The 26273-nt window shown below is 71.6% G+C and carries 25 protein-coding genes, 1 tRNA gene and 1 pseudogene; 17 read left to right on the top strand and 10 right to left on the bottom strand.

What is annotated here, in order from left to right; translation table 11 throughout:
- Positions 1-217: 217 nt before the first annotated feature.
- On the bottom strand, positions 218-1816 hold the full coding sequence (locus ACFYT4_RS33130; RefSeq protein WP_389277585.1) for an MFS transporter: 1599 nt from the start codon (positions 1814-1816) through the stop codon (positions 218-220).
- A gap of 228 nt (positions 1817-2044) precedes the next feature.
- Here ACFYT4_RS33130 and ACFYT4_RS33125 point away from each other — a divergent pair, with 228 nt between their 5' ends.
- Positions 2045-2803, top strand: a complete 759-nt coding sequence (locus tag ACFYT4_RS33125) for a TetR/AcrR family transcriptional regulator C-terminal domain-containing protein (protein ID WP_389277597.1) — start codon at positions 2045-2047, stop codon at positions 2801-2803.
- A 383-nt stretch (positions 2804-3186) separates the two neighbouring features.
- Here the strand turns inward: ACFYT4_RS33125 and ACFYT4_RS33120 are convergent, their stop codons facing one another.
- Positions 3187-3777 carry a rhodanese-like domain-containing protein gene (locus tag ACFYT4_RS33120; RefSeq protein WP_389277583.1) on the bottom strand — a complete coding sequence of 197 codons (591 nt, stop codon included), beginning with the start codon at positions 3775-3777 and terminating at the stop codon, positions 3187-3189.
- A gap of 124 nt (positions 3778-3901) precedes the next feature.
- Between ACFYT4_RS33120 and ACFYT4_RS33115 the strand changes: the two genes are divergently transcribed.
- Positions 3902-4189: a metal-sensitive transcriptional regulator gene (locus ACFYT4_RS33115; RefSeq protein ID WP_389277580.1), complete on the top strand. Its 288-nt coding sequence runs from the start codon at positions 3902-3904 to the stop codon at positions 4187-4189.
- Positions 4190-4278: 89 nt separating this feature from the next.
- Here ACFYT4_RS33115 and ACFYT4_RS33110 read toward each other — a convergent pair whose 3' ends face one another.
- From ACFYT4_RS33110 to ACFYT4_RS33090, 5 genes are all read right to left on the bottom strand, one after another.
- Positions 4279-5022 carry a sulfite exporter TauE/SafE family protein gene (locus ACFYT4_RS33110; RefSeq protein ID WP_389277577.1) on the bottom strand — a complete coding sequence of 248 codons (744 nt, stop codon included), beginning with the start codon at positions 5020-5022 and terminating at the stop codon, positions 4279-4281.
- The gene (locus ACFYT4_RS33105; protein WP_389277594.1) at positions 5019-5345 is read right to left on the bottom strand and encodes a rhodanese-like domain-containing protein; all 327 of its coding nucleotides are present in this window, start codon (positions 5343-5345) and stop codon (positions 5019-5021) included. The genes ACFYT4_RS33110 and ACFYT4_RS33105 overlap by 4 nt, the downstream gene beginning before the upstream one ends.
- A 146-nt stretch (positions 5346-5491) precedes the next feature.
- Positions 5492-6961 (bottom strand): rhodanese-like domain-containing protein, encoded by a 1470-nt coding sequence (locus ACFYT4_RS33100; RefSeq protein WP_389277574.1) that lies wholly within the window; start codon positions 6959-6961, stop codon positions 5492-5494.
- Between the two features lie 188 nt (positions 6962-7149).
- Positions 7150-7809, bottom strand: a complete 660-nt coding sequence (locus ACFYT4_RS33095) for a YfbM family protein (RefSeq protein WP_389277571.1) — start codon at positions 7807-7809, stop codon at positions 7150-7152.
- Positions 7799-9139 (bottom strand): MFS transporter, encoded by a 1341-nt coding sequence (locus tag ACFYT4_RS33090; protein ID WP_389277568.1) that lies wholly within the window; start codon positions 9137-9139, stop codon positions 7799-7801. The genes ACFYT4_RS33095 and ACFYT4_RS33090 overlap by 11 nt, the downstream gene beginning before the upstream one ends.
- 108 nt (positions 9140-9247) lie before the next feature.
- On the opposite strand from ACFYT4_RS33090, the gene ACFYT4_RS33085 reads away from it, so the two are divergent.
- Positions 9248-9430 carry a hypothetical protein gene (locus ACFYT4_RS33085; protein ID WP_389277565.1) on the top strand — a complete coding sequence of 61 codons (183 nt, stop codon included), beginning with the start codon at positions 9248-9250 and terminating at the stop codon, positions 9428-9430.
- A gap of 63 nt (positions 9431-9493) precedes the next feature.
- Positions 9494-10153, top strand: a complete 660-nt coding sequence (locus tag ACFYT4_RS33080; protein WP_389277562.1) for a TetR/AcrR family transcriptional regulator — start codon at positions 9494-9496, stop codon at positions 10151-10153.
- A 10-nt stretch (positions 10154-10163) separates the two neighbouring features.
- Here ACFYT4_RS33080 and ACFYT4_RS33075 read toward each other — a convergent pair whose 3' ends face one another.
- Entirely contained in the window at positions 10164-11231 is a 1068-nt protein-coding gene (locus tag ACFYT4_RS33075; RefSeq protein ID WP_389277559.1) for a winged helix-turn-helix transcriptional regulator, read from the bottom strand.
- Between the two features lie 496 nt (positions 11232-11727).
- Between ACFYT4_RS33075 and ACFYT4_RS33070 the strand changes: the two genes are divergently transcribed.
- From ACFYT4_RS33070 to ACFYT4_RS33045, 6 genes are all read left to right on the top strand, one after another.
- Positions 11728-14031, top strand: coding sequence for a glycosyl hydrolase family 18 protein (locus tag ACFYT4_RS33070; RefSeq protein ID WP_389277556.1), 2304 nt, complete (start codon positions 11728-11730; stop codon positions 14029-14031).
- Between the two features lie 286 nt (positions 14032-14317).
- Complete coding sequence (locus tag ACFYT4_RS33065; protein WP_389277553.1) at positions 14318-15037, top strand: DUF1524 domain-containing protein; 720 nt, start codon at positions 14318-14320, stop codon at positions 15035-15037.
- A gap of 161 nt (positions 15038-15198) precedes the next feature.
- Positions 15199-15396 carry a hypothetical protein gene (locus ACFYT4_RS33060; RefSeq protein ID WP_389277550.1) on the top strand — a complete coding sequence of 66 codons (198 nt, stop codon included), beginning with the start codon at positions 15199-15201 and terminating at the stop codon, positions 15394-15396.
- A 215-nt stretch (positions 15397-15611) separates the two neighbouring features.
- Positions 15612-16205: an HhH-GPD-type base excision DNA repair protein gene (locus ACFYT4_RS33055; RefSeq protein WP_389277547.1), complete on the top strand. Its 594-nt coding sequence runs from the start codon at positions 15612-15614 to the stop codon at positions 16203-16205.
- A gap of 243 nt (positions 16206-16448) precedes the next feature.
- Positions 16449-18071 carry a M20/M25/M40 family metallo-hydrolase gene (locus ACFYT4_RS33050; RefSeq protein ID WP_389277544.1) on the top strand — a complete coding sequence of 541 codons (1623 nt, stop codon included), beginning with the start codon at positions 16449-16451 and terminating at the stop codon, positions 18069-18071.
- Positions 18072-18354: 283 nt separating this feature from the next.
- The gene (locus tag ACFYT4_RS33045) at positions 18355-19911 is read left to right on the top strand and encodes a M28 family metallopeptidase (protein WP_389277541.1); all 1557 of its coding nucleotides are present in this window, start codon (positions 18355-18357) and stop codon (positions 19909-19911) included.
- A gap of 87 nt (positions 19912-19998) precedes the next feature.
- On the opposite strand, the pseudogene ACFYT4_RS33040 reads toward ACFYT4_RS33045, so the two are convergent.
- Positions 19999-20345 (bottom strand): annotated as a pseudogene (locus ACFYT4_RS33040) (helicase HerA-like domain-containing protein); the annotation flags it as partial.
- A 97-nt stretch (positions 20346-20442) separates the two neighbouring features.
- Here ACFYT4_RS33040 and ACFYT4_RS33035 point away from each other — a divergent pair.
- Both ACFYT4_RS33035 and ACFYT4_RS33030 read left to right on the top strand, forming a co-directional pair.
- Positions 20443-20739, top strand: coding sequence for a type II toxin-antitoxin system VapB family antitoxin (locus ACFYT4_RS33035; protein WP_323448625.1), 297 nt, complete (start codon positions 20443-20445; stop codon positions 20737-20739).
- A 330-nt stretch (positions 20740-21069) separates the two neighbouring features.
- Positions 21070-21699 (top strand): LytR C-terminal domain-containing protein, encoded by a 630-nt coding sequence (locus ACFYT4_RS33030; protein ID WP_389277538.1) that lies wholly within the window; start codon positions 21070-21072, stop codon positions 21697-21699.
- A gap of 153 nt (positions 21700-21852) precedes the next feature.
- On the opposite strand, the gene upp is transcribed toward ACFYT4_RS33030, so the two are convergent.
- The gene (gene upp, locus ACFYT4_RS33025) at positions 21853-22488 is read right to left on the bottom strand and encodes a uracil phosphoribosyltransferase (protein ID WP_389277535.1); all 636 of its coding nucleotides are present in this window, start codon (positions 22486-22488) and stop codon (positions 21853-21855) included.
- Between the two features lie 85 nt (positions 22489-22573).
- Between upp and ACFYT4_RS33020 the strand changes: the two genes are divergently transcribed.
- The 5 genes from ACFYT4_RS33020 (at position 22574) to ACFYT4_RS33000 (ending at position 26041) form a co-directional block, all read left to right on the top strand.
- Positions 22574-22885, top strand: a complete 312-nt coding sequence (locus ACFYT4_RS33020; protein WP_389277532.1) for a hypothetical protein — start codon at positions 22574-22576, stop codon at positions 22883-22885.
- A gap of 183 nt (positions 22886-23068) precedes the next feature.
- Entirely contained in the window at positions 23069-23605 is a 537-nt protein-coding gene (locus tag ACFYT4_RS33015) for a hypothetical protein (RefSeq protein WP_389277529.1), read from the top strand.
- A 56-nt stretch (positions 23606-23661) separates the two neighbouring features.
- Complete coding sequence (tadA, locus tag ACFYT4_RS33010; protein ID WP_389277591.1) at positions 23662-24090, top strand: tRNA adenosine(34) deaminase TadA; 429 nt, start codon at positions 23662-23664, stop codon at positions 24088-24090.
- Positions 24091-24167: 77 nt separating this feature from the next.
- Positions 24168-24252 (top strand) — tRNA-Ser (locus ACFYT4_RS33005).
- 283 nt (positions 24253-24535) lie between these two features.
- Positions 24536-26041 carry an ATP-binding protein gene (locus tag ACFYT4_RS33000; protein WP_389277527.1) on the top strand — a complete coding sequence of 502 codons (1506 nt, stop codon included), beginning with the start codon at positions 24536-24538 and terminating at the stop codon, positions 26039-26041.
- Positions 26042-26273: the final 232 nt, after the last annotated feature.

Raw genomic sequence — 26273 nt, 5'->3', positions numbered from 1 at the left:
CCCCCCCCCCCCCCCCCCCCCCCCCCCCCCCCCCCCCCCCCCCCCCCCCCCCCCCCCCCCCCCCCCCCCCCCCCCCCCCCCCCCCCCCCCCCCGGCTCGTCGTCCGGGTCCCCCGGGCCGTCCCGGTGTCCTCGTCTCGGGGGCTCCGTGTCTCGGGTCTTCGTCGTCCTGCGCGACCGGTGTGCCGCGCGACCGGTGGTCGGTCGTCCCGCGTTGCTCAGCGGGCGGGCTCCACGGACACCCGCTCCGCCGTCACCATCGCCACGGGCCCCGGTGCCGTGTCCCCGGCGGGCCGGGCCGTCTCCGTACCACCGGCGACCCCGGCGCTCCCGCCGGTGCCCGCGTCCCCGGCGTCCCCCTCGGTGGCGGCCGGCTTGCGGTCCCGCATCAGCAGCATCGCCAGCACCGCCGCGGCGATCACCCCGGCGCCGCCCGCCAGGAAGCTGGTCGACATCGCCGTGGTGAAGGCTTCCCGGGCGCCGTCCGCGAGAGCCGGGTCCAGCAGGGCGACGGAGACGGACTCCCGGGCGGCCTCGGGCGCCGAGTCCGGCATGGCACCGGTGTAGGTGCTCGACAGGACCGCGCCGAGGATCGCGACGCCGAGGGCGGCGCCCGCCTGCTGGATGGTGTCGTTGAGGGCCGAGCCGACACCCGCGTGCTCCTCCGGCACGGCTCCCATCAGGGCGGCGATCGCCGCCGGCATCGCCAGCCCACTGCCCGCGCCCATCAGGACCATGGAGGACGCGAGCAGTCCGAAGCCGTCACCCTGCGAGAGGGTCGCGAGGACACCGAACCCGGCCGCGATCACCAGGAGTCCGATGACCGCCATCGCCCGGTTGCCGGTCCTGGCGACCAGCGAGGCTCCGATGGCGTTGAACACGATGACGGCCACGGCCATGGGGGCGAAGGCGAGACCGGTCTCGGTCGGGGAGTAGCCCAGCACGAACTGCAGATACTGCGTCAGCACCAGCATCAGACCGCCGTTGGCGAAGGTCAGCAGCACGAGCGAGAAGCTCGCCCCGGTGAAGACCTTGTCGCGGAACAGGCTGACGGGCACCATCGGCGCGTCGGTACGGGTCTCCCAGACCGCGAACCCGACCAGGCTCACCACGGCCGTGATCAGCGCGGCCAGCGTGCCGGGCGCGGTGATGCCCTCCTTCGGCAGCTCGATGATCGTCCAGACGAGCGCGGTCATACCGGCCATCGACAGCACCATGCCGACCGGGTCGGCCTTGCGCCACGGGCCCTTGGACTCCGGCATCAGCACCATCGCGGCGACGATCGCGAGCACCGCGATCGGGATGTTGATCAGGAAGACCGCGCCCCACCAGAACTTCGCGATCAGCGCACCGCCCAGGACCGGACCGCCGACCAGACCGACCATCGCGACCGCGCTCCAGGCAGCGATCGCCTTCGGCCGCTCGTCCTCGTCGAAGACCGTGATCAGGATCGACAGCGTGCTCGGCATCACCAGCGCACCGCCCACGCCCATCAGCACCCGGGCCAGGATGAGCTGATCCGGGCTGTCGGCGACCGTGGCCAGGACGGACGCCCCGCCGAAGAGCACCAGACCGATGATCATCAGTTTTCGCCGGCCGAATCGGTCCGAGAGGCTTCCCGAGGTCAGCAGCAGCCCGGCGAAGACCAGGATGTACGAGTCGATGATCCACTGGATGTCCTGGGCACTCGCCCCCAGGTCCTCGGTGATCGGCGGGATCGCCACCGTGAGCACCATGTTGTCGATCACCAGCACCAGCGTGCTGAGGCAGAGCACGATCAGGATCAGCCAGCGTCGTGGGTGACGTTCCTGCTGCATGAGCCTTCCCTCCAGAGATGCCGTACGGCGTGCGCTTCACCGCACACTGTACGGAGACCGCACAGTGTGCGCAAGTACGTACGCCGTTCGGATGCTGCGCTAGGCTGGTCCGTACAAGCCACGAAGGGAGCCGGGGTGTCGGTCGACGAGCGGCTGGAGAAGCCGGAAGAGCTGGAGAAGGCGGGGACGCCGGAGAAGGCCGAGGGGGCCACGAGGGCGGCGAGGAGGGTGGCGAAGCCCGCGCGGGAGGATCCGCCCGCCCAGGAGTTCGCCTCCGTATGGACGCGTCCGCAGAAGCGGCGGCGGGACCAGCCCGCGCTGAGCCGGGAGCAGATCGTGGCCGAGGCGCTCACGCTGCTCGACAGCGAGGGCATCGAGGCCCTGAGCATGCGGAAGCTCGGCACCCGGCTGAACGCGGGCGCCACCTCGATGTATTCGCATGTGACCAACAAGGAAGAGCTGATCGAACTCGTCGTGGACGAGGTCTACGGCGAGATCGAGGTCCCGCCCGCCACCGGCCGCGAGGACTGGCGGCCCGCCGCCGAGCGCTGCGCCCGCAGCCTGCGGGAGGCGATCCTGCGCCACCCCTGGATCGCGTCCGTGCTCGGCGAGGTGGGCATGGCCTATCTCGGGCCCAACATGATGCGGCTCTCCGACGCGGCGCTCGGCATCTTCGAGGCCGCGGGCTTCGACGACCTCGCGGAGGCCGACACCCTGATGAGCACGGTCTTCTCGTATGTCATCGGGACGACGATCACCGAGGCCGCGTTCTTGACGACGCTCGCGAGGAGCGGCAAGGGCGAGCAGGAGTGGGTGGAGGAGATCTGGCCGGCCGCGGTGGCCGCCGCGCAGCCCTACCCCCGGCTGCGGAAGCGGTATGCCGCGCTCCAGCACGTCGAAGCGGACCGGGAGCGGGGGTCGGCCTTCGATGTGGGGCTGGCCTGCGTACTGGACGGCGTGGAGGCCCGGATCCGTACGGCGTCCTGACCACGCGGTGCCGTCCGACCCGTGCGGGGGCCGGACGGCACCGGAGCCGGGCCCGCCGCACCGGTGACCACCGGCGCGGCGGGCCCGGAGCCCGTGCCTTCCACGGGATCCGGACCTGGCGAGTCCCCTCCAAGAGCCTGCACCCTCCCCTTCGCCCGTGGGGCCCGATGGGTGAACGGAAGGAGTTCCCGCACCCCTCCCTTGCCCTCATGGGCTTGGCGAGTGAGCCGAAGGGGGCCGTGGGTGTCGAAAGGGAGAGCGCGCGGAGGCCGTGAGGAACGAGCGGTCGAGCACGGTCGACCGTCGACGCACACTGAAGGCCCCCGGTGGGTCTCCCCCCGGACGGAGTCCGGGGGGAGAGGGAGCCACAAAAAAGGAGGCGCTCAGCCCCGGCGCAGACGCTCCAGCGACCGCTCCAGATCCGCCGCGCGGGGCCGGTTGTGGGGCAGTTTGGCGAGCACGGCCGCCATCCCGCAGGTGTTGGTGAGCGCGGAGAAGACGAGCCCGCCCGCGACCCCCGCGGAGAGCAGCAGCCACGCCGGGTGGTGCGCCCGGCCGAGCCCCACGCCCGTCAGCACCAGGCTGCCCGCCGTGAAGCGGACCTGACGCTCCATCGACCAGCCGCTCCGCGTCGAGCAGGCCGGTCCTTCGGGCCGGTCCAGCTCATGGCCGCGCTCGGCCCAGGCGTTGGTGCCACCGGAGAGCGTCGCGGTGGACACCCCGTGCTCGGCCAGCAGCGCGCAGGCGGTCTCGGACCGGGCGCCGGAGGCGCAGACGACGAGTACCTCGCTCCGGTCCGCGGCCTCGCGGATCTCGGGGAGGGCGCCGCGCAGAGCGTCCAGGGGGATGTTGAGGGCGCCGGGCAGATGGCCGGACGCGTACTCACCGGGCGTACGGACGTCGATGACGACCAGGTCGTGGATACGGGTGCGGGCCTGCTCGACGTCGAGGGCCGGTGCTGTGGTGGTGCTCATGCCGGATGCCATCCTTGGGAAGGGGTCGTACGGGGTCGCTGATGTCTCATGGCGTGGTCGGGGGAATTCACCGGTGCGTCCACCAGGTTAAATTACCCCCAGGGGTATCTATGAAGGAGTTGCCGTGGAGCTGGATCTCGCAGGCGCCGAGCTGAAGGCCGTACTGAACCGACTGCGCCGCGCCCAGGGCCAGATCTCCGGGGTGATCCGGATGATCGAGGAGGGGCGGGACTGCGAGGACGTCGTGACGCAGCTGGCGGCGGCGTCGCGGGCGCTGGACAGGGCGGGGTTCGCGATCATCGCCACCGGCCTCCAGCAGTGCCTGACCGGCATCGAGTCCGGTCGCGAGGGCGGGGAGGACCCCGAGCAGATGCGGGCACGGCTGGAGAAGCTGTTCCTCTCCCTGGCGTGAGCCTCCCGCCACAGGGCCCGGCGGGACGGGGAGAGACCGTTCCCACCCCTGCCACCGCCCGTGCGGCTCGCTGTGTCCCGTGCGGCCGGTCATACGACCACATCCGCCAGCATCAGCGCGCCCACCGCCAGCAGCGCGTACGCGAAGATCCGCTGAAGCGTTCCGCCCCGGACCTTCCCGGACAGCCGCTTGCCGTCCCAGGCGCCGAGGACCGCCGCCCCCGCGAACGGGGCCACGACCGCCCAGTCCAGTCCGCCGGCCGTTCCGGTACGGGTCATGAGCGCGGCCAGCGAGTTGACGGTGATCACCAGCAGGCTGGTGCCGACGGCCGGGCGCATCCGCAGACCGAGGGTGCGGACGAGGGCGGGCACGGCGAGGAAGCCCCCGCCCACGCCCAGTACTCCGGTCACCGCGCCCAGCCCGGCACCGGTGCCGGCCACGGAGAACGGCCCCTTCCGTACGGACTCGGCGGTCTCCGGGGCGCGGAGCATCCGCACCGCCACGACGACCGCGACCACCGCGAACGCGCCGGTCAGCACCGCCTCCGGCAGCCTCCCCGCGGCGGCGCCCCCCAGCGCGGCCGGGACCAGCCCCGCCGCGGCGAACAGCGCGCCCGTACGCCACCGGACCTGCCCGTCGCGGGCGTGCGCGAACAGCGCCGTGGCGGAGGTGGCGGTGACGATGATCAGGCTCGCGGTGCCGGCCGCCGCCGGGGTGAACCCGAGCAGATAGGTCAGGGCGGGTACGGCGAGCACGCTGCCGCCGCCCCCGAGGGCCCCGAGTGCCAGCCCGACGACGGCTCCGGCGAGCAGAGCCGCCAGCAGGGTACTCACGCCGGGCAGCCGCCGTCTCCGCGCGCGTCCACGACCGGGAGCCCGGCCCGCGCCCAGGCCCGCATGCCGCCGGTGACGTCGACGGCCTCCGCACCGCGCGCGGCGAGCAGGTCGGCCGCCTGCCGCGACCGCACACCGGAGCGGCAGATCACGACGACGGGCAGGCCCCGCGCGGCCCGGGGCAGCGGAGCCCCGGACACCAGGGCGGACAGGGGCGGATGGACCGCGTGAGGCGCATGGCCCGCGTCCCATTCGGCCCGCTCGCGGACATCGAGCAGTACGGCTCCGGCGGGGGTGCGGCGCGCGGCTTCGGCGGGCCCGATACGGCCGGGCGCACCCGCCCGGCGGCCGGCGGGGGCTGCCTCGCCGGACCCCTCGGGGTGGCCGGCCCGGTCCGGAGGACTCGTACGGAACTGGGGACTTCTCCGGACGATCCGGTCGGCCGTACGGCGGAAGAAGGACACCGGGGTCACCCCTCGGTGACGGGCAGGCCGGCCGCGCGGGCGGCGTCGAAGCCGTCGTCCACGGCGACGACGTCACGCCCCGCCGCGTCCAGCAGGGACGCGGCGATCGCGGCCCGCATGCCTCCGGCGCAGTGCACCCACACCGTGCCGGGCGGTACCTCGTGGAGCCGGGAGCGCAGCCGGTGCACGGGGATGTGGACGGAGCCGCTGATCCGGCCGCCCGCCCGCTCGGAGTCCCGCCGTACGTCGAGGACGACCACGTTCCCGCTCGCGGACCCGTTCCTGGGCGCGGACCCGTTCCCGGGAGCGGAACCGATTCCGGAAGCCGACCCGGACTCGTTCCCGGGCGTGGAACCCGACCCGCCGGGCGCGGACCCGAGCGCGGTCGCGAGATCGGCGAACGCGGCACGCGGGAAGGAGCGGAGCCGCTCCCCCTTCCGTACCCAGTCCCGGGGCGTGCCGGTGGCCGCCGCGGCGGGCCGGTCGATGCCGACGCGCACCAGCTCCCGCTGGGCGTCCGCGAGCTGCTCGGCCGACTCGGCGAGCAGCGTGACCGGCCTGCCCCACGGGATCAGCCAGGCGAGATAGGTGGCGAGCTGACCGCTCGCCTCGAAGTTGAACGATCCGGCGACATGGCCCTCGGCGAAGGCGATACGGCTCCGCAGGTCGACCACCCACTCGCCCTCGGCCAGCCGCTCGGCGATCTCGTCCGCGTCGGCGACGGCGGGCGGGGTCAGATCGACGGGCAGCGGGCCGCGGGCGTTCAGCGGGCCCATGTGCGTGTAGTACGCGGGGATGTCGTCGAGCGAGGAGAGCAGCTCGGCCACGAACGTGTCGGCGTCCTTGACCAGCGCCTCGTTGACGGCCCGCTCCCGGCCGATGGTGGTGGCGGTGGCGGAGCCGTTCTGCGACGAGGCGCAGAAGCTGCCGAAGCCGTGGGTGGGCAGGACGGCGGTGTCGTCGGGCAGTTCGTCCGCCAGCCGGTGCGCCGAGCCGTGCTGGGCGCGGGCGAGGCTCTCGGTCAGCCGGGGCTCGACCAGGTCGGGCCGTCCCACGGTCCCGATGAGCAGCGAGCCCCCGGTGAACGCGCCCACGGCCCGGCCGTCGTCTTCGAGGACGTACGCGGTGTGGTGCGGGGTGTGCCCCGGGGTGGCGACGGCGCGCAGGGTCAGTCCGGGCCCGATCTCGGCCAGGTCGCCGTCGGAGACCGGGACGCGCTCGTAGGAGACCCGCGCCCCCGCCGGTACGAGATAGGAGGCGCCGGTCCGGCGGGCGAGTTCGAGTCCGCCGGTCACATAGTCGTTGTGGACATGCGTCTCGACGACGTGGGTGATCCGGACCTCACGGCGGGCCGCGGCCTCCAGCACCCGGTCGATGTCCCGGGGCGGATCGACCACCACGGCGGCGTCCGCGCCACCCGCCAGATAGCTCCGGTTGCCGAGCCCGGGCACCTCAACGGTGTCGATGAAAAACACTGCCCTGATCCTTTCGCCTGCCCTATTACCCCCCGGGGTATGTCACCGACGTTAACAGAGTTACCCCAGGGGGTATTCTCGGCAGCGGATGTGGCCTCCCTCACGAAGGCCCGAACCTCCCGAAACACCGACGCCCACCGGCCCGCCTGCGCGGGGGTTCGCGGGGGCTCGGGCCGGGGAGGCGGGTGTCAGGCGTCGGCCGTGAACAGCACCGCGCGGCCCGCTCCGGCCGCCCGCTCGTAGAAGGCGCGGACGGCCACGAAGTTCTCCCAGGTGCACTGGAAGTCGCGCTCGTCACCGGCGCCCCGGTAGCCGTCCCGCTCGGTGAGCCCGAGGCCGAAGAACCGTGCCCGCAGCCAGGGTTCGTCGATGTCCGCGAGGGCCGCGGCGGCCTCCCGGGTCTGCTGCGGGGTGGCCAGGACGACGATGTACTCGTGCTCCTCGTCCGTCAGCAGCCGCCCGCCCAGGACCGTGTACGAGAGCGGGTACGGTCCGCCGCCGTAGGTGAGGGTGCCGTCGGTCAGACAGCGGTGGAGAGCGTCCCACGCCCTGTCGGTGTCCACCTTCCAGGGGCCGTCGCCGTACCGGGAGTCCGGGTCCTCCTCGGCCTCGGCGACGTACGCCATCACCTCGCCGGAGTCCGCCTCGGCCAGCCGCAGGGCCTCGGCGGGCTCGATGGCGAAGTGGCATCCCAGACCCGTCACGACCAGCCTCCCGCGCTCGACGCGGCCGGGGGACACCAGCGTGACGACGGCCGCCATCAGGAGCGTACGGGCCAGGGATCCGGGGCCGCGGTTCCGCGCCGGGGCACCGCGGCGGCCGGGCGCGGCCGTCGGTTCAGTGGACATGCGGGCCGCCCGTCGTCCGGGGCCTGCCCGGGGGGACCAGGCCGAGGGAGAGGACCGCGCTCACGGCGGCCGTCACCGCCAGCACGGTGTACGCGCCGGTGAAACCGGACGCCAGGCCCCCGCCGATCCCCGCCGCCGCGACCGTGGAGACGACGGCCACCCCGACCGAACCGCCCACCTCGTGGAAGGTGTTGACCACACCGGAGGCGAGACCCGCCTCCTCGTGGTCGACCATCGCGAGGGCCGTGGTCGTCGCCGTCACGAAGACCGCGCCGATGCCGAAGGAGGCGACGGTGAGACCCGGCAGCAGGGTGGCGTACACATTCGAGCCGTCCGAGAGCAGGGCCGGCGGCACACTGCCCGCGGCGGCGACCACCAGTCCGGCCACCGCGCAGGCGCGGCTGCCCGCCTTCCCCACCAGCCGGGAGCCGAGGTGCGCGCCGAGGCCGACCGCGACGGCCACCGGCAGGAACACCAGGCCGGTCCGCAGCGGGCTGAAGCCGCGGACGTGCTGGAGATAGACGGAACTGAGGAAGAAGAACGAGATCAGCAGCGCGGTGGCGACGAGCATCAGGAACGAGCCCGCGATCACCGGCCGGCGGGTGAACATCCGCAGATCCATCAGCGGGGCCCGGGAGGCGCGTTCGACGAAGGCGAAGCCCGTGTACAGCGCGATCGAACCGAACAGGGCCAGCAGGGTGAGCGCATCGCTCCAGCCGCTGTCGCCCGCGCGGACGAGCCCGTAGATCAGGGAGCCGGTGGCGGCGGTGACCAGCAGCGCTCCGGGGGCGTCGAGCCCGGCGGGCCGGGGTGCGCGGGCCGGGACCAGGGCGGGGATCGCGGCGAGCAGGGCGATACCGACCGGGACGTTGACGTAGAAGACCCACTGCCAGCCGGGGCCGTCGGTCAGCGCGCCGCCGAGCAGGACGCCGACGGCCGATCCGGTGCCGCCGACGGCCGCCCACACGCCCAGCGCCTTGTTGCGTTCGGGGCCGTGGAAGGAGGTGGTCACGATCGCCAGCGCGGCCGGGGACAGCAGCGCCGCGCCGACGCCCTGCGCGACCCGTCCGCCGATGAGCAGCGGGGCGCCCTGGGCGAGACCTGCGGCCAGCGAGGCGGCGGTGAAGACCGCCAGGCCCGCGAGGAGGGTACGGCGGGCGCCGAGCGCGTCCGCGAGCCGGCCGCCGAGCAGCATCAGCCCGCCGAAACAGAGGGTGTACGCGGTGACCACCCAGGTCAGGGTCGCGCGTCCGAGCCCGAGGTCGGCGGCCATGTCGGGGAGCGCGACGTTCACCACCGTGACGTCCAGGATCAGCATGAACTGCGCCACGCAGATGAGCGTGAGCGCCGCCCAGCGGTGGGGGTCGGCGGGCGGGTGCGCACGGTCCGGCCCTCCGTGCGCCCGGCCGGACGCCGCATGCGTGTCACCGTGCGCTGCATGCGTATCGCCGGGTGCTTCCTGCGCGTGACCGGGCCCATGATGATCGCCGGTCCCGTGCGGGTCGCCGGAGGAGGGCCCGGACCCGGCGCCGGTTCCGTGCGGGTGCTCGGGGCCGGGGGCGGGGTGCTCGTCGGTGGTGGCCATGAGAGCTCCTGGGAGATACGGAGAGAGTTCATGTGAACCGTACAGTTCAGTTCACATGAACTCAACCGTACAGTTCATATATGCACTAAACTCCGGGTCATGAGCGTGGACACCGCCCCGCACCACCCCGACGGGCACAGCGGCCCCAGCGGCCCGCGCGCCGAGCGCAAGCGCCGGGCCATCGTCGCGGCGGCCCGCACCCTGTTCCTGCGGGACGGCTTCGGGGTGGGCATGGACGCCATCGCCGCCGAGGCGGGCGTTTCCAAGGTGACGGTCTACAACCACTTCGGCAGCAAGGAAGCCCTGTTCACGGCCGTGGTCGCCCACGCACTCGACGAGCCGGTGGGCGACGACTCGGCGGTCGCCCTCGCCCGGCTCCCCGACGCCGAGGACCTCCGCTCGGCCCTGATCGAGACCGCCCGCGCCTGGGTCCACGCGGTCCGCAACGACCGCGAGGTCGCGGCCCTGCGCACCCTCGTCGCCGCCGAACAGCACCGCTTCCCCGCCCTGGCCGAGGCATGGCAGCACGGCAGCCCCACCAGTCACCACCCCGCCGTCGCGGGCGCGCTGCGCGCCCTGACCGAGCGGGGGAGGCTCACCGTCCCGGACCTGGAGGTCGCGACGCTCCAGCTGCACGCGCTGCTGGTCCATCCGCATCTGGTCTTCGGGCACTACGGCGCCTCGTTGAGCGACGACCTCACCGACCGGCTCGTCGTGAGCGGTGTGGACATGTTCCTGGGGCACTACGCCCCGCGGTGACGCCCGCCGGTCACATCACACCGTGGTCCTCGGGCGCCATCACCACCCCGCGGTTCGCGGCCTGGAGCCCGGCCTGGAAGCGGGTACGGGCCCCGAGGAGGTTCATGATCCTGCGCATCCGGCGCTCCACCGTGCGCTGCGCGACCCCGAGCCGGCGCGCGATGGCCTGATCGGTCAGCCCGGAGGCCGACAGGGCCAGTAACCGTTCGTCCTCGTACGACAGTTCCCGCTCGGCACCGCCCGCGCCCGGCCACAGCGGCACGGCACGCTGCCAGAGCAGCTCGTACAGCACGAGCAGCCCGTCCAGCAGGGGCGAGGCGTGCAGCACCATCACCTCGCGCACCTCCCCCTCCGCCGACTCGGCGACGGGCACCAGTGCCACCCTGCGGTCCACGACGACCAGCTTGAGCGGGACATCGGCGAGCACCCGGCCGTCCTCGCCCAGCCGGGACAGCTCCCGGCACCGGGCGAGCTGTTCGGGCGACCCCAGGGAACGGTGGTCGTAGACCGTGCGGTGCCGGACCCCGCGCCTGAGCAACTCCCTCTGCACGGCGGTCTGCTGCGGCGCAGGCTGCACGGCGTAGGGGGGCCGGTCCAGCATCAGCATCTCGTCCCGGGCGGACCGCTGGATCTGGAAGAAGCGCTGGGCGATCGCCTCCCGGTCGGCCAGTACCTGGAGCGCCGGGCCGCCCTCCGCGTGGCGCCGGGCCGAGCGGAACTCGTCGGTGAGGGAGGCCGCGACCAGCCGGGCGCGCTCGATCTCCTCCTGGCGCTGGAGCGCCAGCACCTCGATCGCCACATCCGGGGGTGCCGGACTGAACCGGACCGGGCGGCTCTGCATCCGCGTGAGCATCCCGCGCTTCTCCAGGGAGCGGGTCCTGCGGCGGACGCGGGCGGTGTCCCAGCCGGTGGCCGCGGCGAGTTCGGCGACGGTCGCCCGGGGGCGGCCGAGGAGCATCCGGTACAGGAACTCGTCGTCCGCGGGTACCCCGAGCGCGGCGAGCCTCCGCTTGTCCGGGCCGCCGGGAGCCCGGCCGTCCGCGGCCGCCGACGCCGGGTGGCGACCCGTGCCCGCCATTCCGCCTCCCCGCAAGCCCAGTTAAGGGGTTCCGACCGTAAGTCGGGCCACCACGAAAGGTACAGACCTCTGCCGCCGAGGGGAGCCACACCCGGGAGCCGCAGCTGGCGGAATGCCGACAATGACGGAAACCCGACTTCCCGCACTCCCTGCCGAATTGGTCCAGACCAAGTAGCGTCAAAGGTTGTCATGTACGCCCGAGGCCCGGGCGCCCCGGTCCGTACGTCCGACGGGTACGCCCGGCGCGGACCGGACCAGGGCCCCGACCCGGCCGAACACGGAACCGACCGGCCACGTACCCCGACCGAACACGGACACCGACCGGCCGTATATGCCGACCGAACACGCGCACCCCGCACCCCGCGTTCCGCACCGGCGGGAACACCGCACCGGCACCGTGAGAACACCCGCCCGCAAGCGCACCCGCACGCGAACACCGCACCCCGAACACACACCGACTGAGCACGGCCGCACACCCCTACCCCCAGGGAGAGCCATGTTCAAGAAGAACCCCCCACCGACGACACGAACGATCAGGCACCGGATCACCGCGCTGCTCGCCGTCCTGCTCCTCCCCCTCGCCGGCCTCACGGGCCTCGCCTCCCCCGCCCAGGCCGTGGGCACCCTCACCGCCGCCTTCACCACCCAGGACCACGGTTCCTGGTGGCGGGGCTCCTTCGTCATCCGCAACAGCGCGGCCACCCCCGTCAACGGCTGGACCCTCACCTTCGACCTCCCGCCGGGCACCACCCTCGGCGGCCACTACCACGGCGACGCGACGGTCAGCGGGAACCGGGTGACGGTCAAGAACGCGTACTACAACGCGACGATCCCCGCCAACGGCACCAGCGAGCCCTGGAGCTACTGGTTCCTCGCCAGCGGCCCCGCCTTCACCCCCACCAACTGCACGGTCAACGGCGACAAGTGCGACGGCACCCCCGACAAGCCGCCCACGGCCCCCGGCGCCCCGCGCGCGACCTCGGTCACCGCCCGTACGGTGGCGCTCGCCTGGGACGCGGCCACCGCGGGCGACTACCCCGTCGCCTCGTACGAGGTGCTCAGCGGCACGAGCACGGTCGCGACCTCCACCGCCACCGCCGCGACGGTCACCGGGCTGACCCCGGCGACGAACTACACCTTCACCGTCCGGGCCAAGGACACCCGGGGCAACACCGGACCGCCGAGCCCCGCGTTCACGGTGCGGACCGTTGACCCGGCGACCGATCCGGTACCGCCGACCGCGCCGGGCAATCTGCGCTCCACCGCGAAGACCGCCTCCGGTGTGAGCCTCGCCTGGAACCCGTCGACGGACAACGTCGCCGTCGCCGCCTATGACGTCTACCGGGACAATGTCCTGGTCAAGACGGTGACCACCACGAGCGCCACGATCGAGGGGCTGTCCCCCGCCACCGCGTACACGTTCACCGTCAAGGCCCGGGACACCGCGGACAACTCCTCCCCCGCCTCCAACGCCCTCCCCGTCACCACCGACGACGTGGCCGGACCGGGCAACTACTACAAGGTCGGCTACTTCACCCAGTGGGGCATCTACGGCCGCCAGTTCTTCGTCAAGAACCTCGACACCTCGGGGGCCGCGGCGAAGCTCGACGTCATCAACTACGCCTTCGAGAACGTCGACCCGGTCAATCTCACCTGCCAGGCCGGTGTGACCAAGGGTGTCTCCGGCAACCCCCAGGACCCGAACGAGGGCACGGGCGCCGGTGACGCCGAAGCGGACTACGGGCGGCCCATGTCGGCCGCGCAGTCCGTCGACGGGGTCGCCGACGACGGCTGGGGCAAGCTCCGCGGCAACTTCAACCAGATCAAGAAGCTGAAGGCCAAGCACCCGCACCTCAAGGTCGTGGTCTCGCTCGGCGGCTGGACCTTCTCCAAGTTCTTCTCGGACGCCGCCGCGACCCAGGCGTCCCGCGAGAAGTTCGTCCGCTCCTGCATCGACGTCTGGATCAAGGGCAATCTGCCGGTCGCAGGCGGCGCGGGCGGCCCCGGCACCGGCGCCGGGGTCTTCGACGGCATCGACATCGACTGGGAGTGGCCCGGCTCGGAAGGCCACCCGGGCAATGTGTACCGGCCGGCCGACAAGGACAACCTCACCGCCCTGCTCGCCGAGTTCCGCAAGCAGCTCGACGCGCTCGGCGGGCCGCACCGGCTGCTGACCGCCTTCACCCCCGCCGACCCGGCGAAGATCACCGCGGGCTGGGATCTGACGAAGATCTTCAGCTATCTCGACTTCGCCAATGTGCAGGGGTACGACTTCCACGGCGCGGGCAGCGACAACTCCTGGGAGCCGAACCGCACCGGGCACCAGTCCAACCTGTTCCGGGACACCCAGGACCCGTACACCTTCGACTTCAGCATCGAGACGGCGGTCAAGGCCTATCTCGACGCCGGAGTCAGCCCCCGGAAGCTGACCGTCGGCTTCCCGTTCTACGGCCGGGGCTGGAAGGAGGTCGCGAGCGGCGCGACCGGTGTCAACGGTGAGTGGCAGACGGCGAACGGCGCCGCCACGGGGCAGTTCCCCGAGGAGGCGGGCACCCGCGGCTACCACAATCTGATGACCAGCTATCCGAACATGACCGTCCACCACGACGAACAGTCCGTCTCCACCTACGGCTACACCGGTCCGGGCGGCCAGTGGTGGAGCTTCGACGACACCTGGTCGATCGGGAAGAAGACCGACTGGATCAAATCGAAGGGCCTGCTCGGCGCGATGGTCTGGGAGATGTCCGGTGACACCCCGACCGGCACGCTGATGAACGCCCTGCACACCGGTCTGCCGTAACGGCGGGTCAGCACGGGGCCCAATCTCCGCCCCGTACGAGTGGGGGGGGGGGGGGGGGGGGGGGGGGGGGGGGGGGCCGCCCCCCCCCCCCCCCCCCCCCCCCCCAACAAAACACCCAGCACCACACCCCCCCCCCGGGGCCGCGCCCCCCCCCCGGGGGGGCCGCGGGGGGGGGGGGCTCCCCCCCCCCCCCGCCGGGGCGGGGGGCCCCCCCCCCCCCCGGGGGGGGGGGGGGGGCGCCCCCCCCCCCCCCCCCCCCCCCCCCCCACCCCGCTATCAACGCATCATGAACCCTCACATCGGACGCGCCGCAGCGGCCCTGTCCCTCGCCCTCGCCCCGTTCCTCGCCCCCGCAGGCCCGGCGGGCCCCGCACAGGCCGCTCCGGCCGCCCGGGTCGCGCCGGCGGCCCCGGCTGCCCCGGCGGTCATCGCCCAGCTTGAGGACGCCATCTCGGTCATGCTCACCGGGGACGAGGACCGTACGGGGTACACCAGCACCTCGTTCCCGCACTGGAACCAGGGCAAGGACCCCGCCGACGGCTGCTCCACCCGCGAGGAGGTCCTGATCGCGGAGGCCGTCGAGGCCGCGGCCGCCGGCGCCGGCTGCGCGCTGTCGGGCGGGCGCTGGGTCTCGTACTACGACCAGCAGGCCGTGAACGGATCGGCCGGCCTGGAGGTGGACCATGTCGTGCCGCTCCCGGAGGCATGGGGATCGGGGGCGTCCGGCTGGTCCGCGGCCCGCCGGGAGGCGTACGCCAACGACCAGGGCGCGGCGGCGACACTGACCGCCGTGACCGCCCGCACCAAGCGGGACAAGGCCGACCAGGACATCGCCTCCTGGCTGCCCTCCTCGCACGACGCCCAGTGCCGTTACATCTCCGAGTGGGTGGGCACCAAGCTCCGCTGGGGGCTGTCCGTCGACAAGGACGAACTGGAGGCGCTGAAGCTGTTCGCGGACGGCCCCTGCGAGACGGTGGTGATCATCTACCATCCGGCGCCCGTATGACGGTTCACGCTCGGCCGACCGGGTGAATTGTGTGCCGAACTGGTTTAACCCCGTGACCTTCCGGGCCGGCCGGGCGATACACCGGTCACACCGGTCGATGCTCGACGAGTGGTCATCCGCGAAGACGGGTGGTCACCCACGAACAGGCAGGCGGACACGACATGAAGACCAAGCTGTTCCTCACCGCGCTGGGCGCGACGGCGCTGGCGGCCGTCCTCCCGGCCACCACGGCGGCGGCGGACGACGTCCACAAGGGCCACCATCTGACGCTGATCTCGATCGGCGAGATCGACGATCCCATGGAGGACGTCCTGGAACACGCGACCATCTTCGGCACCCCGTCCACGCCCCCCGCCTGACGGCCCGAACCTCTCCCCCAGGCCCCTTCCGCGCCGCGGAGGGGGCCTTCCGCATGCCGGGCCCGCCCGGGGCGCCCGGGGCGGGGCCGCGGCGAGGGAGTCCGTACGGGCAGAGGCTCACGGACGAAGGGGCGTACGGGGACGGGAGCTCGCAGGCTGGGGGCTCCCGGGGTGGTTCGCTGGCGGTGCGCCGACCACGGGGTGATCATCGGAGCATGAGCCCCGACATCCGTCTCGCCCAGCAGCCCGAGGCCGACGCACTGCTCGGCCGCAGTCCGCTCGCCGCCCTCGTCGGGATGCTGCTCGACCAGCAGGTCCCCATGGAGTGGGCCTTCTCCGGTCCGTACACCATCGCCCGGCGCCTCGGCGGGGACGATCTGGACGCCGCCGAGATCGCCGCGTACGACCCCGAGGCGTTCGCGGAGGTGCTGAAGCAGAAACCCGCCGTCCACCGGTACCCGGGAAATATGGCCAAGCGGGTGCAGGTGCTCTGCCAGTACCTCGTGGACGAGTACGGGGGTGACGCGAGCGCCCTCTGGGACGGGGTGTCCACCGGCACGGAGTTGCTGGCGCGGCTGAAGGCGCTGCCGGGCTTCGGCGAGCAGAAGGCCAGGATCTTCCTGGCGCTGCTGGGCAAGCAGTACGGCGTACGGCCCACGGGCTGGCGCGAGGCGGCGGGTGCGTACGGCGAGGACGGGTCGTACCGCTCCGCCGCCGACATCACGGGACCGGATTCCCTCGCCAAGGTGCGTGCGCACAAGCAGGAGATGAAGCGCGCGGCAAAGGAGGCGAAAGGGGCGGCGAAATGAACGGGCGGGAGGTGACAGAAGACTGAAAAGCATCGGCCTCACCTGGTGATATCACGTGAAGCAGGACATCACGTGAATCCACCGAAAGGGAGTTGACAGACCCCCGGTATGGCGATCCGCAAGAAGTGATGAACACGCCGGAATTCCCCGCTGTTCGGGAATTACGTGATCAGATGATGAACCGATTGTGTTCGTGCATCATGACCCTTCGCTCGACCTTGTCCGCATCTGGAGAGGATCTCTGTGAAGGCATCACACCGGGGCGCGGCAGCCGCCTTTGCCGCCGCCGCGCTCGCAACTCCGCTTCTGTTTTCGCCCGGGACGGCGTCCGCCGCGGGCCAGTCCCCCACGGGCGGCAAGGACGCCACGACGGCCACCAGCCTCGCCGAACGGCTTGTCGCCAACTCGTCCGCGGCCGACGCGTACAAACACCTCCAGCGCTTCCAGCGAATATCCGACACCACCGGTAACCGGGCGGCCGGCAGCCTGGGCCACGACGCCTCGGGCGCCTATGTCTTCAACGAGCTGAAGAAATACGGATACAACGTCCGGTACGAGAACTTCGACTTCATCTATACGGAGACGAAGCACGAGCGGCTCAAGGCCGTCTCACCCACCGCCAGGGACATCCAGACCTTCGCGTTCACCTACACCAAGTCGACTCCGGCAGGCGGTATCACCGCCGAACTGGCCGCCGTCCCGGTCGACGCCACCACCGGTTGCGAGGCGTCCGACTTCGCCTCCCGGTCCTATACCGGCAAGATCGTGCTGATGAAGCGCGGCGGCTGCTTCAACTGGGTGAAGCAGCTCAAAGCCGCCGAGGCGGGCGCGGTCGCTGTACTCGTCTACAACGACAACCACACCCTGCTGAAGAGCACCCTCGTCGACCAGAACAATGTGAAGGTCCCCACCGCCGGGCTGACCGGGGGCGACGGCGAACGGCTCACCGCCGAGCTGGCCAACGGCCCGGTCACGGTCAACCTCGACCTCGACCATCTCATCGAGACACGCAACACCAACAACGTGATCGCCGAGACCAAGGGGGGCGACCCCGACAACTCGGTGACGCTCGGTGCCCACCTCGACAGTGTCTCCCTGGGCGCGGGCATCAACGACAACGGCTCCGGCTCCGCCGGACTGCTCGAAGTCGCCCAGGAACTGGCGAAGGCCGAACAGAAGCCCAAGCACAAGATCCGCTTCGCCTGGTGGTCCGCCGAGGAGGGCGGTCTGCACGGCTCCTACGCGTACACCAGGGCGCTGACCCCGGCGCAGCGGCAGCAGCACAAGCTGTATCTGAACTTCGACATGATCGCCTCGCCGAACTACGTCAATTTCGTGCTCGACGGCGACAACTCCGACGGCGTCGGGGCGGGCCCCGGCCCCGAGGGCTCGGGCCGGCTGGAGCGCGACATCCGCGAGTTCCTCGACCGGCGCGGCACCCCGCACGACAGCTCGGACTTCAACGCCCGCACCGACTACGCCGGATTCGCCGAGGCGGGCATCGCCTCCGGCGGCACCAGCACGGGGTCGGACGGACTGAAGACGGCCGAGCAGGCGGCCCGGTACGGCGGCACGGCCAATACCCCGTACGACCCGAACTACCACGAGCGGGGCGACGACATCAGCAACGTCAATATGACGGCGTTCGCCACCCACATCGCGATCATCGCCAACGCGGTCGGCACCTACACCCACGACCTCGGTTCGCTGACCCGTCCCCTCGCGGCGGGCGACGACATCCCTCCGAACGGCGACAACTACACCCCGCGGGGTGACAACTACACACCGCATGACAAGCACACGCCCGGCATCCGGCCCCGGGCCGGATCCCCCGCGGACGGTCACGGCGACGTGGTCGCCCGGTAGGGGACCGGGCCGGGCCGCTTTCGATCCGGACCGGTGGGATTCCCGCGGACTTCCCGGGCATCCCGCCGGTCCAACGGACGGAATTATCGACAAGGAAACAGGAGGTGAGAGGAAGACGCGAATACGGCCATGCGTGGCCGATATACGGCGTGTCGAAGGAGATGTCCCGGCTCTTTCATGCCAATGAGATGAAATGAGAAGTGAGTTGGGGCACATGCATTCCCATGGCCCCGCCGACCCCGCTAGCTTCCCGTCGACCCAGTCCTTATCGGGAAGGAACTCTGTGAAGGCAACCCGTCGCAGAGCCGTGGCCGCACTGGCCGCCGCCGCAATCGCGACCCCGCTCCTGCTGGCATCCGCCTCCCCCGCGACCGCCGAACGCCAGACCCCCGGCGACCGGGCGACGAAGAACGCCACAAAACTCGCGGCGAAACTCGTCGGCAAATCGTCCGCAAAGGACGCACGGAAGCATCTGGAGAAATTCCAGCAGATAGCCGACACCACGGGCGGCCACCGGGCGGCGGGAACTCTCGGACACGACGCCTCGGCCGCGTACGTCTATCAGCAGCTGAGGAAGTACGGCTACGACGTCCGCTACGAGCGCTTCGACTTCGTCCACACCGAGACGCTCGCCGAGAAGCTCTCCGTCGTCTCCCCCGCCCCGCGCGACATCTCGGTCCGGGCGATGACCTACACGAGGTCCACCCCGACCGGCGGCATCACGGCCGATCTGTCGGCCGTCCCGGTCGACGACACCACCGGCTGCGAGCCCGGCGACTACGCGTCCGCGACCTTCACCGGAAAGATCGCCCTGATCAAGCGCGGCGGCTGCACCTTCGCCGAGAAGCAGGCCGCCGCGGCCGGGGCGGGCGCGGTCGGCGCGATCGTCTACAACAACACCGACGGCGCGCTCGGCGGGACCCTCGGCGGGACCGACTCCGCGAAGATCCCGACCGGCGGCGTCACCCGGGCGGACGGCGAGAAGCTCGTCGCCGACCTGGCCGGCGGCCCGGTGAACGTCTCCCTGGAGCTGCGCCAGCAGCAGCAGACCCGTACCACCAACAACGTCGTCGCGGAGACCCGCGGCGGCGACGCGGCCAGCACCGTGATGCTCGGCGCGCATCTCGACTCGGTCGTCGAGGGCCCCGGCATCAACGACAACGGCTCCGGCTCCGCCGGACTGCTCGAAGTCGCCCAGGAGCTGGCCAAGGCCGAGAAGCGCCCCGCGAACAAGGTCCGCTTCGCCTGGTGGTCGGCCGAGGAGAACGGCCTGCTCGGTTCCGAGGCGTACGTCGCCGCGCTGACCCCGGCGCAGAAGCAGCGGATCAAGCTGTACCTGAACTTCGACATGATCGCCTCGCCCAACTACGGGCTCTTCGTCTACGACGGTGACAACTCCGACGGCGTCGGCGCGGGCCCGGGCCCCGAGGGCTCCGCCCAGCTGGAGCGCGACATCAACGAGTTCCTCGACCGGCGCGGCACCCCGCACGAGGGCACCGACTTCACCGGACGCTCGGACTACGGTCCGTTCATCGACGCCGGCATCCCCTCCGGCGGCACGTTCACCGGCGCCGAGGGCAAGAAGACGGCGGCCCAGGCGGCGAAGTTCGGCGGTACGGCGGGGCTCGCGTACGACCCGAACTACCACGCCAAGGGCGACGACATCAACAACATCAACATGGCGGCGTACGCGGTGAACATCGGCATCATCGCCAACGCGGCGGGCACCTACGCCCACGACCTCGGCTCGCTCACCCGGCCGGTGACCTCCGTGCCCACGGGCGGGGACACGGGCAGCGGCGGCGGTCTGCACGACGGCCACGGGGAAGTGACGGAGTAACACCCCCGGCTGCCGTCCGGCGGAGGCGCGTCCCGTGGATCAGCGCCTCCGCCGGGCGGTCCCGAACAGCGAACGGGTGACCTCCCGCCCGATCCGGGTCCAGCGCTGCCCGACCTGGCCCGCCCGCTCCCGGACGCGGTCGTTCGGCTGCCCGGGGCCGAGATCCCCGACGCATCGCCCTTGATGCCGGCGAGGTGGACGGGGACACCGTTCGCGGAGAGCTGCTCGGGCGATCAGCTGGAGCGTCTTGGTCTTCCCGGTGCCGGTCGCCCGGCCACCAGACCGTGCCGGTTCAGCATCGCGAGCGGGATCCGGATCGGCGCGCCGGGCAGGCACGGCCCGTCCCGGACAAGGGCGCCGAGGTCGAGGGCGGCTCCGGTGAGCGCGTACCCGGACGCGATTTTCCGCGCTGGCCACGCCATGCTCCCGGCCATATGTGCCCCCGGTATTTCCGGTCTCAGTTGTTTTGCCCGGGATCGCACCCACCTGCCATGGCTGCGCCCGGAGCCGCTTGACCGGTAGGCTTTCCGTGTGATCTTCAAGCGCATCGGAAACGGACGGCCTTACCCCGACCATGGCCGGGAGTCCACCCGGCAGTGGGCGGACGTCGCCCCGCGCCCGGTCCGCCTCGATCAGCTCGTGACCACCAAGGGGCAGCTCGACCTCGAAACGCTCCTCGCGGAGGACTCGACGTTCTACGGCGACCTCTTCGCGCACGTCGTGAAGTGGCAGGGCGATCTCTATCTGGAGGACGGACTCCACCGCGCGGTCCGCGCGGCGCTCCAGCAGCGGCAGGTCCTGCACGCGCGCGTGCTCGAACTGAGCTGACCCGGGCCCCGGACCGAGCGCGCCCCGACGGTCGGCCGACGGCGAGGCGCGGGCCGGGGGCGTCCTCGGCGGACCGCGCCGCCACCCGGGCCCGGCCGTCCGCCACCCTGGTCCGGCCGTGCCGCCGCCCCGTTGTTCCGTGCGGGTCCGCGCGCGGGGGCGGAGCCGCAACGATCCGGAGCCGACCGTGCCGGAACCCTGCCGAGCGCGGGCCGGGACCGCCCGTTGGTGGAGGCCGGCTGACCCTTTCGGGCCCATTCCGGGACCGTACGGACGCAATCAGTTGATCATCTTGTATCCCTGGCCACCAGCCCGCACTACGCTGCGCCCATGAGCATGCTGACTCCCCCCGGGATGGGGGGAAAGTACCGCATCACGGGCGACAAGTACCCCCGAATGCGACGCCCCCGCAACCGTCGCAGGATCGTCACGGCGGTTGTCGCGGCGGTGGTGGCGCTTGGGCTGGCCGGTTGGGGAACGTTCCAGCTCATCGGCGTCTTCACCGGCGACGACACCAAGACCACCGCGGCCGCCCGCAAAGCCGGCTGCAAGCCCGGCCCCGGCGCGTCTCCCGCGATGCCCGCGGTGGCGCTCAAACCGGCCCAGATCACCGTGAACGTCTACAACGCGACTCCGCGCGGAGGTCTCGCCAAGGCCGCCGCCGACGAGTTGAAGAAGCGCGGTTTCACGATCGGCAAGGTCGGCAACGCGCCCGCCGCCTACGACAAGAAGGTCCCCGGCGCCGCGGTCCTCCTCGGCGCGCCCGCGGCGGCGAAAGGCCCCTTCTCGGTGCTCGGCACCCAGCTCCCGACCGCGACGACCAAGACGGACGCCCGGACAACCCCCGATGTCGACCTGATCCTGGGCACGGCCTTCACCGCCCTCGCACCCAAGCCCACGGCGGACAAGGCCCTCTCGGCCCTGTCGGCCCCGGCACCGCGCCCCAAGGCCACCTGCTGACCAGGGTCACGACCGCCGGTCGGGCGTACGAGACGGCTTCCAGCTGATCGGGCGCCCGAGGCGGGTCCTGCTCCCCGTACGGCACCACGGGCCCTAGCCCACCGCACCGTACGGCACCACGGGCCCCGGCCCGCCGCGCCGTACGGACGGTTCCTAGTCGGCCGTGCCGTACATGCGGTCGCCCGCGTCGCCCAGGCCCGGCACGATGTAGCCCTGCTCGTTCAGGCGCTCGTCCACCGCCGCCGTGACCACCGTCACCGGCGTCCCCTCCAGCTCGCGCTCCATCACCTCGACGCCCTCCGGCGCCGCCAGCAGCACGACCGCCGTCACATCGTCCGCACCGCGCTCGATCAGCTCACGGATCGCCGCGACGAGCGTCCCGCCGGTCGCGAGCATGGGGTCGAGGACGTAGACCTGACGGCCGGAGAGGTCCTCCGGCATCCGGGTCGCGTAGGTGGACGCCTGCAGCGTCTCCTCGTTGCGGATCATCCCGAGGAAGCCGACCTCCGCGGTGGGCAGCAGCCGGACCATGCCGTCCAGCATCCCGAGCCCCGCCCGCAGGATCGGCACCACCAGCGGCCGGGGGTGCGAGAGCTTCACTCCGGTGGTCCCCGTCACGGGGGTGTGGATGTCGACCTGCTCCGTACGCACGTCCCGGGTCGCCTCGTACGCGAGCAGGGTGACCAGTTCATCGGCGAGCCGCCGGAAGGTGGGGGAGTCGGTGCGCCGGTCGCGCAGCGTCGTGAGTTTGTGCGCCACCAGCGGGTGGTCGACAACGTGGATCCGCATGGCCTCCACAGTAGCCCGGCTCGCATCAAGGGAGGTGGGCGAGGGAAGGTGGAGGCAAAAGGAGAGCCGTGGGGAGGTGAGGCCCATGCCGGAACCGGAGCACGAACAGCACGACACGGAGCACAGCGGAACAGCGCCCGAAGCACACGGAACACACACGGAACCCAGAACACGCGGAACACGCGGAACGAACGGAGCACCCGGAACAGGTGATTCGGACGAAACGCGCGAAGGAAGCGACGCGGAGAGTGAATCGGACGACGAGCGCCGGCGGCGGCGCGCCCAGTTCCTCCGCGAACTGAACGAGGCGAAAGCCCTGCGTGAACGCGTCCAGCCGCGCCGCGCCCGGGCCGCCCGGATGCGCCGGCAGATGCGTATGCGGACCTTCCGCTGGTAACTCCGATGGCGTGCGCAAAAGTGTGAGCGGAGTCTCGGCAAAAGGCCCAGTCGAGAACTGATGGCCGACGCAACGACGGAAGACCTCTCGCAAAGCCCCGGTTTCTGCCACGATTCCGAGTGGGCGGAACACGCACCACCGCGCCGCCCAATCGTCACACCTCTGATCAGTGGGAGAGTCACGGTGTACTTCGCCGCACTGCTCGCGCGCACTCAAGACGGGTGGGAAGCGAGCGACACAGAGCTCGACGATGTGGAGACCTTGTCGGATCTGGCCGACCTGGCCCGCGACGCCTCGGTGGACGAGGACACGGTGCTCCTCTTCATCGAGCAGGAGGACGCCTGGTTCGGCCTCGTCCGGGTGGAGGGCGAGGACGACCCTCGTATCTTCGTCTCCGACGCGGCAGCGGCCGCACGCTCCTCGTACGGGGAGATCCTGACCAATGAACTCCTCGGCAGGGACGATGACGACCCCGCCGACGACCTGGACGCGCTGGACCTCGACGGCACGGAGGACGGAGAGCCGGACGAGACCGGTGACACCGACGACGCCGACACCGACCCGGCGGCCGCCACGGCCCCCTCGGGTCCGGTCGGCGAGCGGGACATCCTTCTGGACTTCGGCCTCTCGGACAAGGAGCTGCTGGCACTGGAATCGGACGCACTGCTGGAGATCGCGGAAGCGCTGGGCGCGGGCGATGTGCTGGAGACCGTCCGATAGTGACGGACGCCCCACACGGAGCCGGGGATCCCGTACGTGATCCCTGGGAGGCGCCCATGCGGCTCGCCCTCGCGGAGGCCGAGCACGCGGTGCTGTCCGGCGATGTGCCGGTCGGCGCCGTCGTGCTCGGCGGCGACGGGGGCCTGCTCTCAGCGGGACACAACGAACGTGAGCTGACGGGCGACCCGACCGCCCACGCCGAGGTGCTGGCGATCCGCAGGGCCGCCCGGCGCCTCGGCGGCTGGCGGCTGACCGGCTGCACCCTGGTCGTCACCCTGGAGCCGTGCACGATGTGCGCGGGCGCGATCACCCAGTCCCGGGTGGACCGCGTGGTCTACGGCGCCCGCGACGAGAAGGCGGGCGCGGCCGGCTCCCTCTGGGACGTCGTCCGCGACCGCCGCCTCAACCACCGCCCCGAGGTCATCCAGGGTGTCCTGGAGGACGCCTGCGCCAGGACCCTCACCGCCTTCTTCCGCAACGGCTGAACCTTCCGGGACCCTCTGCCCGCCCCCACCCGGATACGGATTTCGGCACACGGCCCCCGTGGGCTAAGCTCTCTCCCGGTAGCGTGTCCGAGCGGCCGAAGGAGCTCGCCTCGAAAGCGAGTGTGGCGCAAGTCACCGAGGGTTCAAATCCCTCCGCTACCGCTCTCACACCCTCCTGATCTGCGGAAACGCGCTCAGGGGGGTGTTTTTTGTGGGGGCATGTCCATACGCCGGCCATTCCGCCCTCCCCTGTCTCCCTTGTTCGCCGACACAGTTGGTGCCGCACACGAAGGGATCACCTCCCGCAATCACAGGAGGGCGCCCATAGCGACAGACTCACGGGTTGCCGACCGACTTCGGGAGAGTACTGATGGATCCCAGTGCGACAGATTTTGTCCAAGTAGACTTAGACGGAATCCGTCCTGGTCGATGAGCTGGAGGTCCGGTGAAGAGCAACCTGCTGGCCAAACCGGATGACGTGGTGGACCGGGACCAGGAGTGGGGTCTGCTCGCGGAGTTCCTCGCTGATCCGGATCCTGCGATGCGGCTCGGCATCGTGTCCGGGCGGCGGCGGCACGGGAAGTCGTATCTGCTGCAGGCCCTGTCCGAGCGGGTCGGCGGCCTGTACGTGACGGCGGTCAGGGAAGAGGGGCGGCTGCCCGCGATCCAGCGGTTCAGTGACGCGGTCGCCGCCCACGCCGGCCTGCGGCCCGGGAGTCTGCGTCTGACGGACTGGCGTGATGTGCTGTCCAACGCCCTTGATGTGACAGCCCGCTCGCCGCGTCCACTGCTGGTGATCGACGAGTTGCCGTACCTGCTCCAACACTCACCCGAGATTCCGGGGCTGCTTCAGCAGCTCTACGACGAGCGTCAGCGCGGCACCCGGCCCGGGGCCGGACCGGGCCCGCGCTTGATCCTGTGCGGCTCCGCGATGAGCGTCATGCACGAGCTGCTCTCGGGGACGAAGCCACTGCGCGGCCGGGCCGTCGTCGACCTGCGCCTCGGCCCCTTCGGCTACCGGGACAGCCGGGCCTTCTGGCAGATCGAAGACCCACTGACCGCGTTGAAAGTGCACGCGGTCCTCGGCGGGGCACCCGGCTACCGGCCGGTGGCCGCCCGTCCGCACCCCGACGACGGGTTCGACACGTGGCTCACCCGGACGCTCCTCGACCCGGGCCGGGCGGTGTACTCGCGCACCGAGACCGAGTACCTGCTGCGTGAGGATCCGAGGATCACGCAGCACACGCTCTACTACGACATCCTCACCGCGCTCGCGAACGGGGCCACCACCCCCAGCAAGATCGGTGCGGCTCTGGAACGCCCGCGCAATGCCGTCGCGCACCCGCTCGGCGTGCTGGAGTCCACCGGGTACATCCAGCGGGAACAGGACATCCTCCGTGCTCGGCATCCGATCATCACCCTCGCCGACCCGGTCATCCGCTTCAACCAGCTGATCACCCTGCCGCAGGCAGCCGCCGTGGAGCAGGGCTTCGCCGAGCAGGTGTGGCAGCAGGCCGCTCCGACCTTCAACTCCAAGATCCTCGGCCCGCATTTCGAGGACTTGGCCCGCGACTTCACCCGCCGTTACGCCCACGCCCTGTTGCCCGGTGGACTGACCGGTCCGGTGGGTACGACCGAGGTCGCCGACCAGGCCGCCCGGACCAAGCACGAGGTCGATGTCATCGCCTTGGCCGCCGGTGAGCGTCCGCAGGCACCCCGGGCGAGGATCGCGCTCCTCGGCGAGGCCAAGGCGACCGCCGCCCGCCGGGGAACCGGTGACCTACAGCGCCTGGAACACATCCGCACTCTCCTCGCCGAGCAGGGGTACGACATCGACGGCGCCACTCTGGCCCTGTATTCCCTGCACGGTTTCTATCCCGATCTGATCAAGTCCGCCGCCCAGCGCGACGACGTCCTCCTGGTCGATCTGCCCACCCTCTACGGAGAGTGACGCCCGACGGCCGGACCGCCGTCGGCTGCCCCGCCCGCGGCCCTGAGTCTCTGGTCTCTGGGACGCACTCGTGGTCGCGACGGCAGCGTGCTCGGGCGGGCCGATGAAGGTCGCCTCCACCGACGCATCCCACATTCCGAAGCTCTGCCATGCGGCATCCGTGGGCCGCAGCAGCCCTGTGGAGTGGGTCCGCGTCTGATCCTCTTGCCTGTCATGGTGACCGTCTCGCATG

Origin of the sequence: Streptomyces sp. NPDC004609 (assembly GCF_042873655.1) — a bacterium.
Classification (GTDB): Bacteria; Actinomycetota; Actinomycetes; order Streptomycetales; family Streptomycetaceae; genus Streptomyces.
The sequence above is the reverse complement of the archived record's forward strand: the minus strand, read 5'-3'. Positions and strand labels throughout refer to the sequence as shown.